The following is an 11002-nucleotide window of genomic DNA, read 5'->3' as shown; positions in this document are numbered from 1 at the left end:
TTATAATTATGAAAGATGTTAAAAGCTACGTACAGACCATTGCCAAGAGATTAGGTTCCGCTTTTTCACTTGAAGATTTTGAGTTGGAAGATGAACTGGAGTTTTGGGCTTTAGCAGCTGAGTATTTATCACGAAGTGATAGCCCAAAATTTCATGAAACTGCTGAGTGGATGGATATATTGTACAATGCTCCTGTTCACTTTGTATATCTCAAAGACGAAAAGGGAAAGTTAAAACTTCAGCACCGTTCGGTACTTACTGAAAACCTGGAAAGTAAATTTTCACTTAGTAAGCTGAACAGCACTGAAAGAAGTGAAAAGGTTGCACAATTTGAACGCCGTCTCGATAACCTGGAGAAAAGGGTAGTTATCAGTGAGGAGATGAAAGAGATGGGAGGGGCCTCTTTTCCCATCGGACACTGTCACCGTATTCCCCTCTTTAATGAGGATGAATTCTGTGGGATGTATTGCACGGGGCCGTATGTGGAGAATCCCAGTGGTATCATTCCGCGTCTCTCTATAATTGGACGTATTCTTTCGAAATGGTTGACTGAGTGTGATAAACAAGATGCCAAAACGGAGACAACGGGAAGGGGATTAGAGGAAGAGCTTAGCTCTTTGGAGTCTGAGGGGCTTGAAATTACTGGCTATGCCAATGTATTGCTTGGGCACCTAACAGGCGTTAAAGGGGCGGAATCGGCGGCCTTGGTCGATCTCAGCGAGCCAAAGGTAGTGGCAAAAGCGAATATGGCTGATAACTTTGTTGCCAATATTCAGTATTTCGATGGGGATAAAGAAAGTGTCGAGGATCTTACGGACTATCTGGAAGATCAGTTGGATCTGCATGATGGAGAGGATCAGTTGGTTATTGAGCCGTTGAATACGCTGTCACCGAGTGTATTTTTGGTTCTTACACTCAAGGGAGAGCAGAAAGAGACGTTTAAATCATCGGTAAACTATGATGTTATTATAGAAACCCTGTTGCAGCTACTTCGTTATCAGGATCAAAATAAACACATCACCAGTCGAATCACCGAAACTTATTATCAAATGCTCAGAGAAATTGAGCAGAAAAGAGATAAAACGGCCCATCATACCGACCGGGTGATGGCTCTATGTAATGCGTTTGGTGATTATTTTGGAATGGGAGAAGAGGAAAAAGAAAATATACTGATGACAGCTAAACTACACGATATTGGGTATTTGAGTCTTCGTCAAAACGCTAAAAAACGAACTGTAGGATCAGATCTGGAACATCCCGTGCTGGGATATAAGCTTGTGAGACATTTATCGCTGAACGAAAATATAAAGCAGGGTATAAGCACCCACCATGAATGGGTTGATGGTTCGGGAACCCCCAATGGTATTGAAGGCGATGAAATTGTATGGACGGGTAAAGTCGTTGGATTGTTTGAGTTTATCGCACAGTTTATCGAAAGCAATAAAGGTAACGATTCTAAAACAGGCGAAGATTGGCTGGATGAACTGACATCTATGCTTATAGAGCGGGCTGATATCCAGTTTGATATGATTCTGATACCTACAGCAGTAGAAATGCTTAATGACTTTAGCTGGAATGACCTTTGTGAATTGGGTGAGGGTACCTAGAATGATACGACAGCTAGTTATTGTTTTTTGTGCTATCACTATTTTAGTGGATGCTTGTAAGAATACTGATTCCGCAAGAAAATCCTTAGATCCTGAACCGTTTGCAGTCAGTTATGAACATATCTCTTCTCTCGAAAAGGTAGCTTCAAAATATGATCTGTTAATTGTAGAGCCGGAAAATTACACAAAAGCAGCTGTTGATACGTTAAATACCTCTGAGAATACGTTGTTGGGTTACATATCATTGGGAGAGGTTAATAAGTATCGGTGGTACTATCCTCTGATGGAGGAGCAGGGATTCATCGGGATGAATGAAAACTGGGACAGTCCCTACCTTAATCTGGCTGACTCTACAACTCGCTCTATTCTACTTGATAAGGTTTTACCCAACATCATGGTCAAGGGCTACGACGGATTGTTTTTAGATACCGTTGATGATGTTGCACCTTATACAGAACGCAGTCATCTGCAACCATACATGCTTGAGGTAATTGCAGGTATTAAAGAGCGATATCCGGAGGCTATAGTTATACAAAATGCAGGACTGTTTATGCTCGATAAAACCCATAAATATATTGATGCAGTACTCATTGAAGATGTGGCAACTGCATATAATTTTGAAAGAAAAGATTATCATCTACGACCAAAAGAATCTTATCAAGAAAAAGCAGATAAAATCACTACGTTAAAGCAAAAATATAATCTGCCGTTTTTGATAGTTGATTTTGCTAAAACTAATGATCTTAAAAGAATGGCACGAAATAGATTAGATACATTAGGCATGCCTTATTTTATAAGTACAATAGAGTTAAACGATATCTCAAAGGGTATATCCAGCACGCAGCAATAATTGGTGGGTAGCCTAATAAAAACTGATTCTTGTGGACGTATTTACTCAGTTGCCATATGTGGTAGAAGCTTTATTTGCAGCAGGGCGCATTGTAATTGCATTCGTGTTGCTGTTTGGTTTTATCGCCCCACTTTTTTTATCCCACACTAAAACACTGCCCAATATTGAAAAGCTTATCTATTCATGGATTGGACTCGGAGGGGGGATTATTATTTCGGTTTTTATTCTCACCATATTTCACATATATGATTTTATAAGCTTGGCAGTCATGTTACTGCTGGTTCCGTTTATTGTGCACCTGTATCGTAGTGATGCCAACAGCCTAAGTGAGTATATTCAAAATTGGGAACTGCAATCCCTCATCAGGCAGGTGCAAGTAATTGAAGACGATCAAAACTCTTATTGGCAGGTTCTTAAGGCGAAGGTAAAAAATATATTCACCATTGAGGTCAGTGAGGGAGGGCATTGGTTTTTGGTGTTTGGTATCGCCCTTGCAGGTGGTCTTATTCGGATGTATCCGGCCCTGCAAAATGCTTCTCCTTTTAGCCGGGGGTGGTTTGATCAGCTTAATCGCATCAAGGAAATGAGGTTGCAGAACTATTTCACCGAGGCCCCTGTGCCGGGTGGGATGCATTCCTTGGTCAGCGTTTTTAGTATGTTAACGCAGGTAAGCCCGGAAATGATATTGCATCTGCTGGGTGCACTCACAAGTTTTTTCCTGTGTATTATTGTCTATTGGATTTCCCGGGACATCACTAAAAACAGGTATCCCTTTGCACCCATTATTGGGATGTCACTGTATGCTGTAGTTCCAATGTTATTCTTACCTGTTTCTTTAGATCAACAGGTAGAAGCCAGTAGCGTTGATTTAGCTCTTTGTTTTGCATTGCCAACGCTCACTATTTTTATCCGAAACCTCCGGGCCACCTATAAAAGTCCATGGTTCTACATCTTTTCTGGCTTTATAGCAACGGGATTTACTAATTTGTTTGTTGCCTTTGTTATACTCTTACCCCTTTCATTTCTGGGATTATTGACCTTGCCCCGAAGAAGATATTTTAAATCCTTTTTGAGGCTTTCCTTATATCTGGTAAGCTTGGTAATTATCATTTTGTTGCCATTTATCATCTATGGCTACTTTCAGGGCACCGAGCCCCAATCCTTTTTATTATCTCAACTTTACGACATTCAGGCCTACAGCTATTTCCCGGAATTGATCTCTCCCATTCAGGAGCTAAGTAAGGTGTACATAATGATTGCGGGTGGACTATTGGGCTATTATATCATTGATTATTTCTTAAAAGATAGTTCTTCGGTTCGCGATGAAATCATTTTCGTACTGGTTTTTATTGTTATCGCCTTACGATATACCCCGGTGCTTGATTTTGCGGCACTCTTTTGGCTTGATACGGCCCAACTGAACGAGCTATATGCCCTCATGATAGGGGTTCTGGCATGTTTAATGATAGCAGTAGTTTTTGAGATATGTGATCGATTGATCAACCTTGCAGAATCCACCGTTTATAGTATATCATGGGTGTTATTAGTGGGGATGATCGCAAGCCTAATCTACTTGCAGGGTGGGATTAGAGTAAGTAGAGTATTACCTTCTACCATGCCCAATGGTTTTTTTGAAGCCTATTACCAGGTTATTGATGAGCGATTACCGTACTCTTATGCTACGGTGGGGCCCGAAGTACAGAGGATACAGGCCAAAAACAGGCACTTTTATATGGATTATGAATATTTTCTTGATGAATACGGCGCTATCGACTCGTTGTACCAACAACAGTTAACCTCAACGTCTGTTGAGGTGGTACCCCCGGCCTCAATATTTGTGTTTACAGAAAAAGCCCCTTATGGAAATATTCAGCAGGGTATTTTATACGATTCACCGGCAGTAATGCGTGATTTAGAGCAGTGGCTGGCAGATTTTGAAAAATTGCCTGACAGAAAGGTCAGTGTTTTTTATGATGGGCCTTCTACAAGGGTGTACGAAATCATAAATCGTCCCACCGAATCAAAAGTGAAAGATATTTTGTTTCATATTTACCCAGGAAAAAGAAATACAATGTTTGATGAATAGGCTAGGCCCTCATTTGTGTGCCGTTATTTTGATTGTAGCTACTATAAGTGGCTGCCGATGGGGATGTTCATCGGACTCGAAAACGGAAATACCGAACTTTGAGGAGTCGGAGCCATTGGCAATGGTCGTAAAAAACCGGTTTGATTCATCCTCCATCTCAATTAATTCCAATGTAACCCATGCATTGGAGTATGCTAAAATACCCTACCAAACCTTTGATTTTACTTTGGGAGCTTCGCAATTAACAATCCCGGAATCCATAAAGCTATTATATCTTACAACGGATCGTGTTGAACAGATCGAGGATCAGGAAGTTGAACGACTACTGCAGTTTGTGGCCGAAGGGGGAGAGATAGTAATATTAACTCCCCTGTACGATGAACGGTTTCAATATTTTACCGGTATCGATCCAAGAACCGATCCACAGCTGAATAAACAAGCCGAAGGGTTTGTATTTCAGGAACATATCTTTCCCCATTACAAAGGTGAGCAATATCAAAACAGGGCTACCTTTATTCATAATGGTTTTGGTGGGGAATACTTCGTTGATGAAAAGGCGGTGTTGGCCACAGCATCATCCGATCGGGATTATCCCGCTATTATAGAAAGAGAGGTAGGGAAAGGGCGCGCTATCTACTTTAATACTACGGTAATGACGGATAAAAGCTACAGGGGATTATTGTTTTCTACAGGATTAAAAGCCCTAGAAGGCATACCCTACCGGGTTGCAAATGTAAGTACCATATTTTTGGATGACTTCCCGGCCCCGCTGTATAACGAAAAGTTAGAACCTGTAGATGAGGAATATGATACAACACATGCTGATTTTGTAGCACGTATATGGTGGCCGGAGATGAAGGAGTTGGCTAATAACTATGATATGGACTATACAGCGGTAATAGCGTTTAACTACAATGCAGTTGTTGTACCGCCTTTCGATTTTAAAGAGTGGAAATTCGGGAAGTTAATGGTTGACGGAGAACAGCAGAATGCCAGTGCCTGGATCGCCCGTGATATTCGTGACTCCCGCCACGAACTGGGATTGCATGGGTATAACCACTTTTCTCTTTGGAAAGAGGATTGGGATAATATTCAGTTTATGCAGGCCTCTCTCCAGGCCGTAAAAAAGCGCTGGCGGATAGATAATCTGGGAGATTTTCCCGTATCGTATGTACCGCCGACCAATAATATTGATTCATTGGGGTTACAAGCTGTTTCTCTGACGTTGCCGAGTGTCAAATATATGAGTTCAATCTACCTGGGTAGCTTTGAGGAAGGGGGCGATCGTGAGTTCGGACCGGAACCCTTTGCACCTGAGCTCTTTGATTACCCCCGAATAACAAGTGGTTATGTGAATAGCGATGCATCCAATTTTAATCAGAATAATCTCTTTCTTATTACCGGTATATGGACCCATTTTGTCCATCCTGATGATGTATTCCAAGTAAAAAAACGCTCTTACGATAAGTTCCGCAGTAGAAATCCACGGGGATTGGGGTGGCACAGTAATGAAGAGTATGATTTTGGATTATATGAGGTGTTTAAACGTCGTTTGGATGAAACCCTGGAGCGATACCCTCTTTCCAGGTTTCGAGCTGTAAAAGATGCGGCTCCGATTGCACAACGTTGGTTGAATACATATAGTCGATATGAATTTTCAGATAATGTGTTAAAGGTTTCAACCCTTCCCCTGGACCGGAGGTTTGCCAAAAATAAGGTACAATATTGGTTTAGTTATGTGAGTGAAGAGAACCAATCTACCGTAGAGAATGCATTGGCTGCTTCAAACATAACATTTGAACGCTCGCCATTGTGGGATGGGGTCTTATATCAGTTTAAAACAACTGCTGATACCCTTGAAATGCCTGTCTTAGAGTCCGGGGACAGTACCAACAGGGAGCAACTCGTCTCTAATATAAAGAAGGAGTATGAGGAGTATTTGAATCCTCCCGCCGACGAAATAGAAGAGACTCAGCAGTGGAGAGATGAACGTTTGGATAAGGCATTAGCAGCTTATAGTAATAAGCCCAATAATCGCAAGCTAAAAGAAAAGGTTATTTCTTTGGCTATTGAATTTGATAGAACACCATTAGCGATTACCGTATTAGAACGGCAGTTGATGAATGATGGGAATTGGTATACGAAGGATATTGCCAGGTTACTGAAGTACTACGGATGGGAGGGAGCTGCTGATCGGGCGTATACGTTTACAGAAAAGCTTTGGGAAAAGTACCGGGATTCATCAATACTGAAGTTTAAAGATATGGTTACTGATCGGTTTGGGATACCGGATCAAAAGTTTCAGGACCAATGGTTGCAAAGGGCCTATAATCTGTCACCTGATGATCCTGAACTACTAAAAACGTTGTTGCAAGAGTCCGATACATGGGAAAAGCGGAAAAAATATATTAAAGAATTAATTGAGCTGAATCCCAATTCTGATTCATTGTACGGTTACGCCATTGAACAATCAATTTTTTACGCCGATGCAGATCAGACCATTACATTATTACAGTCTTTTCCGGATTCAGCCTTTGTTGAGGAGCAGTTAGATACATATGCCGACCAGATTGCGTATCGATATGCAGAGAAAAACCAGTTGACCCGGGCCGGCATGTGGGCGCAAAAAACTGATAGTATTGCTAAAGAAACAGAGCTCGGGTGGTTGATGCAGCAACAGCGGTATAAAGCATTTATAGATCGTAGCACTCAATACCTGGAACAATCACCGGAAAACGATTCACTGCGTACATACGTTGGGCAACAGCTTATCTATGCAGAGTTCAGGGATAAGGGATATAGTACGCTGTATCCCCTTTTTACTAAGAATAAAGCTTCACAACAGAGTCGGCAGCTGGTACACAATGAAGTCGGTTATATGGGATATGAAAAGCAAAAGTCTTTCTACAGGCAATATCCTGCTTTCTTTTCTGATAGTTTAGCCCAATCAATATCAGATAACTATCGAAAGAATGAAGGGTTTCGAGCTGGGTCTGAAGCATCATTTACATCCGATAACTTTGATAATAACACTGGGTCACTAGGCCTTTTCGGAGAATGGGGTGATCGGAGAAATGTTATTCATAAGGTATCTCTAAATGATCGATACGTAAGTTCTAAGACATTAAATAACAATAGATTAGACTATTTATATAATGTTAAATATCAGTGGCGAAAGAGTTTTAATAGTCAAGCCAGTCAATTAAAAATAGGAGGTGGAATATATAGTGAAAACAATGCTATTAAACCGGGTTTACAGGCAGGATATTGGTTCGCAGAAGATTCTACGTATACCTCTATTGATCTGGAGTTTCAGCCGGTATTTACTAATTCGGGATTACAGCAGGATATCAATAAAATAAAAGGGGCTATCTATCGGGAAGATTACTGGATTAGTAACCGTTTCCAGACAACTCTTTCACTGAATGCGAATTGGTACAGTGACAATAACTATTCCTATGAAGGGCTGTTGAAGCTTTATTATGAAATTCCGTTTGCAAATGACTTGGCTGGGATACGACCGCTGGCAGATATCTCGTATGCTAATTCAAAGGTAGGTTATCTTAGGGGAGTACCATACTATACACCTGACAATCTTTTCGTAAAAGGAGTGGGAATAGACTTGAATTATAAAAATGAGCGTACTGATCCGTCCTTTACAAGTCGAATCGAGATTCTGGGAAAACATAGTAACAGGGATGGCACCTTTTTAGCTGCCACGGGAACCGTTAAAGCCCAGGTTAATGATTATTGGAGTCTTTCGTTGAATGGATATCTTTCTACAAGCAAGATATATCGCTATAATAGCTTGAGTTTGAGTATTTCATATATTTTCCCCCGAGCGTTGGATAAATAAATATGAAACATTGAAAGAGCCCAAAGCGTAAGCTTAAAAAGCTATGAAAGAACAGCTCAAATATCTTTTTAAAAATTACTTTGAAATAGCCGCTTTTACCGCGGGCTTACTTTTACTTGCTTTTATGGATCCTGAAATAGCAAACGGACCCGGATTATGTGTTTTTGAGCAGCTCGGAATTTCGTTTTGTCCGGGTGATGGGTTGGGGCATTCTATCGCTTATACTTTTGATGGAAATATCGATAATGCCATGCAGTCAAATATATTAGGCCCGTTTGCTATTATTATTTTAATTGGAAGAATAGGATATTTGATATATACTAAAGTCACACCTAACGAAACAAACAACAGTTATTATGGCTCGAATGATTGATTATTTACCTGAATTAGAGGGCGATGAAGGAGCATATATTGCTAAGCTTTTATCGTCGATGGATGATGAACGAGCACAGCGTTTTGCCCGCGTTTATAGAGCCCGCCGCAAAGAACCTCAGATTATTTTATTTACTGCTCTTGTTGGTTTTTTTGGAGCAGCTGGTGTGCATCGTTTTATTATTGGCCAGATTGGTATGGGTATTCTTTATCTTTTAACAGTTGGTCTTTGTGGTATTGGTACCATTGTGGATATTATTAACTACAAAAATTTAGCCTTTGAGTACAATAGAGGTGTTGCACAAGATGTAGTTGCCCTTCTTGATTAGAGGCCAAATATACGGTTAACATTGAAACCGAATCGAAAGTCACCGGCCCAAAACTGCTCTCTATTGTTAGCAATAACATATTGTTCAAGATGCCAACGTGTAGAGGCGAAGAATAACTGAAAAACATGGCCGCCGGTTTGAATATTTAAACCCAGTGAAAAAGCGTTATTAGTATCACTATTTCGTTTACCAATGACTGGGTAGTATTCAGCAATAAGGGAATAACGTTCCGAAAGGGTAATACGAGAGCCCACCCCCAAAGAGAAGAGATGATTCTCTTGCCCTGCGCCCACAGAGCTATAATATCCATACATCGGGGATAACTGTAGACTAAGAGTTTGATTAAATTTCTTAGAAACAATTGCTGATAGTAGGATACTGACATCATCTTTGAAAGGTTGCCTGTTTTCTTGGGTAATAATGCCCAAATCTCCCTTGAGGGCAACACTCAGAGGTTTTGAGTTATCTGTAGTTTGTTGCATGATAGCATATTTAGTACGTATGTCAACTACATTGAATCGGGAAGAGCGCCCAATTCCTACAGCCCACTGATCGGTTATTCCATAATCTAATCCCAAACGGACATTTTGAATATTATCTAGCCCAAAGAAATTTTGTATTGCATTAGTTGTTGCAATACCGAAACTGTGCATGATGGTGGAATTGAGATTCCGTGCTTGCAGAGTTTCTGTTGTAGTTTGTGAAATCAGGGTAGGAGTCCAAAACGTTTCTACCGGTTCTGTTACATTTGCTCGTTGACGCTCCATTTGGGCATTGCCCCTTACAGATATGAAAAGCAAAAATAAGACGAACAGAATAATTTCTTTTAAAAATCTCATAAATTATTTGGTTTTTGTTTTCGGTGGTAATGTTGCAGAAATAGAGACATCAATTTTTTCGCTCACCCGGTAAAATAGAATTCCTGGTGGTTTGATGTTATAGTCTTTCATATTAAGGGTCCAGCTGGCTTCTACATGTAGGCCGTTGCTGTTTTTTTGAAGTGTTCCGTTGATTGTTAACGGTTGTGAAACCCCATGTACAGTAAACTCACCCTCAACGGTTACATTTTGAGGTTGGCTGTTTTGGGGATTAAAGTCAGAAACTAATTTGCCATAGAACTCTGCAAAAGGGTGGTTCTCAGCATCGAGTGTTTCTAACATATCCCGATCCCGTTTGCCGATTCCCGTTTCTATGGTGTGTACATCCACATAGAAATCGATTGTAGAATTTTGTAGGTCTATTTTACCCACAAGCCGGTCTGAGACACCCGTAAAAGAATGGAGAGGTACAGAAGAGTCAAATTCTACATGTCCCGATTTGGTTAAGTAGCTCTGGCTTATACCTTCGTTTGGCACAAGCAGGAGTAGAAACAGTCCGGCAAAAATGTAATATAACTTTTTCACAGGGGGATCAGATATATTCATAACAATAGTTTTTTAATTGTCGGGAGCATCATCTTCAATCCATGCCCTGATTGAGTCTATCTCAGCTTGGGCAAGTGCACTCCCATTTGGGGGCATACGGCTTCCTTCATCCGGATTATCTTCAATTTTATCCATCAGCGGACTGTTATCAGGACTGCCTGGATCTATGACCTTTTTTCCATATTGATTTCCTGTACTGTTTAAGGCCGCATTATAGGAGCTCAAGTTTACGCCACTTTTTTGCGATCCAGCATCATGGCATCCGCTGGTTGCGCAGTTGCCGCTAAATATGGGCTGGATATCCTCAGAATAGCTAACAAGCCGATCAGGATCATCGGGCGGAGGATTATTATCATCATCATCTTGTGGTCCTGTAGAACTACTACACGAAATGAGAAAAAGTCCGAGTGCACAAATGATTATTGGTCGAAGGTATCTTTGTGTGATTTTAGAATGACGCATGATTATTACCTTGCAT

Annotated in this window: 9 protein-coding genes; 6 read left to right on the top strand and 3 right to left on the bottom strand. The window is 40.7% G+C overall.

The annotated features are described in order from the left end of the window. Positions 1 to 8: 8 nt before the first annotated feature. From G3569_RS06000 to G3569_RS05975, 6 genes are read left to right on the top strand one after another with little or no spacing between them, the layout of a single operon-like run. Entirely contained in the window at positions 9 to 1607 is a 1599-nt protein-coding gene (locus G3569_RS06000; RefSeq protein ID WP_165267088.1) for an HD-GYP domain-containing protein, read from the top strand. Position 1608: 1 nt separating this feature from the next. Then, the gene (locus G3569_RS05995) at positions 1609 to 2457 is read left to right on the top strand and encodes a glycoside hydrolase family 191 protein (protein WP_165267086.1); all 849 of its coding nucleotides are present in this window, start codon (positions 1609 to 1611) and stop codon (positions 2455 to 2457) included. 31 nt (positions 2458 to 2488) lie between these two features. Next, on the top strand, positions 2489 to 4543 hold the full coding sequence (locus G3569_RS05990) for a hypothetical protein (protein WP_165267084.1): 2055 nt from the start codon (positions 2489 to 2491) through the stop codon (positions 4541 to 4543). Then, the gene (locus G3569_RS05985) at positions 4536 to 8399 is read left to right on the top strand and encodes a DUF2194 domain-containing protein (RefSeq protein ID WP_165267082.1); all 3864 of its coding nucleotides are present in this window, start codon (positions 4536 to 4538) and stop codon (positions 8397 to 8399) included. Before G3569_RS05990 ends, G3569_RS05985 begins: the two co-directional genes overlap by 8 nt. A gap of 43 nt (positions 8400 to 8442) precedes the next feature. Beyond that, on the top strand, positions 8443 to 8772 hold the full coding sequence (locus tag G3569_RS05980) for a DUF2752 domain-containing protein (RefSeq protein WP_165267080.1): 330 nt from the start codon (positions 8443 to 8445) through the stop codon (positions 8770 to 8772). Then, positions 8756 to 9100, top strand: coding sequence for a TM2 domain-containing protein (locus G3569_RS05975; protein ID WP_165267078.1), 345 nt, complete (start codon positions 8756 to 8758; stop codon positions 9098 to 9100). The genes G3569_RS05980 and G3569_RS05975 overlap by 17 nt, the downstream gene beginning before the upstream one ends. Here G3569_RS05975 and G3569_RS05970 read toward each other — a convergent pair. The 3 genes from G3569_RS05970 to G3569_RS05960 are packed head-to-tail and all read right to left on the bottom strand — an operon-like array spanning position 9097 to position 10986. Further along, positions 9097 to 9939, bottom strand: a complete 843-nt coding sequence (locus G3569_RS05970) for a DUF5777 family beta-barrel protein (RefSeq protein ID WP_165267076.1) — start codon at positions 9937 to 9939, stop codon at positions 9097 to 9099. The two genes, G3569_RS05975 and G3569_RS05970, sit on opposite strands and share 4 nt — an antisense overlap. Positions 9940 to 9942: 3 nt before the next feature. Then, the gene (locus G3569_RS05965) at positions 9943 to 10524 is read right to left on the bottom strand and encodes a YceI family protein (protein WP_165267074.1); all 582 of its coding nucleotides are present in this window, start codon (positions 10522 to 10524) and stop codon (positions 9943 to 9945) included. A 12-nt stretch (positions 10525 to 10536) separates the two neighbouring features. Next, positions 10537 to 10986, bottom strand: coding sequence for a c-type cytochrome domain-containing protein (locus G3569_RS05960; RefSeq protein ID WP_165267072.1), 450 nt, complete (start codon positions 10984 to 10986; stop codon positions 10537 to 10539). Positions 10987 to 11002: the final 16 nt, after the last annotated feature.

Origin of the sequence: Fodinibius halophilus, assembly GCF_011059105.1 — a bacterium.
GTDB lineage: Bacteria > Bacteroidota > Rhodothermia > Balneolales > Balneolaceae > Fodinibius > Fodinibius halophilus.
This window is presented reverse-complemented; position numbering and strand designations above follow the sequence as displayed.

What these genes read in the sequence shown, in the direction of transcription:
- G3569_RS05965 (WP_165267074.1), bottom strand. Translation starts at nt 10,524, where the DNA reads ATGAATATATCTGATCCCCCTGTGAAAAAGTTATATTACATTTTTGCC.
- G3569_RS05960 (WP_165267072.1), bottom strand. Translation starts at nt 10,986, where the DNA reads ATGCGTCATTCTAAAATCACACAAAGATACCTTCGACCAATAATCATT.
- G3569_RS05985 (WP_165267082.1), top strand. Translation starts at nt 4,536, where the DNA reads ATGAATAGGCTAGGCCCTCATTTGTGTGCCGTTATTTTGATTGTAGCT.
- G3569_RS05975 (WP_165267078.1), top strand. Translation starts at nt 8,756, where the DNA reads ATGGCTCGAATGATTGATTATTTACCTGAATTAGAGGGCGATGAAGGA.
- G3569_RS05980 (WP_165267080.1), top strand. Translation starts at nt 8,443, where the DNA reads ATGAAAGAACAGCTCAAATATCTTTTTAAAAATTACTTTGAAATAGCC.
- G3569_RS05995 (WP_165267086.1), top strand. Translation starts at nt 1,609, where the DNA reads ATGATACGACAGCTAGTTATTGTTTTTTGTGCTATCACTATTTTAGTG.
- G3569_RS06000 (WP_165267088.1), top strand. Translation starts at nt 9, where the DNA reads ATGAAAGATGTTAAAAGCTACGTACAGACCATTGCCAAGAGATTAGGT.
- G3569_RS05970 (WP_165267076.1), bottom strand. Translation starts at nt 9,939, where the DNA reads ATGAGATTTTTAAAAGAAATTATTCTGTTCGTCTTATTTTTGCTTTTC.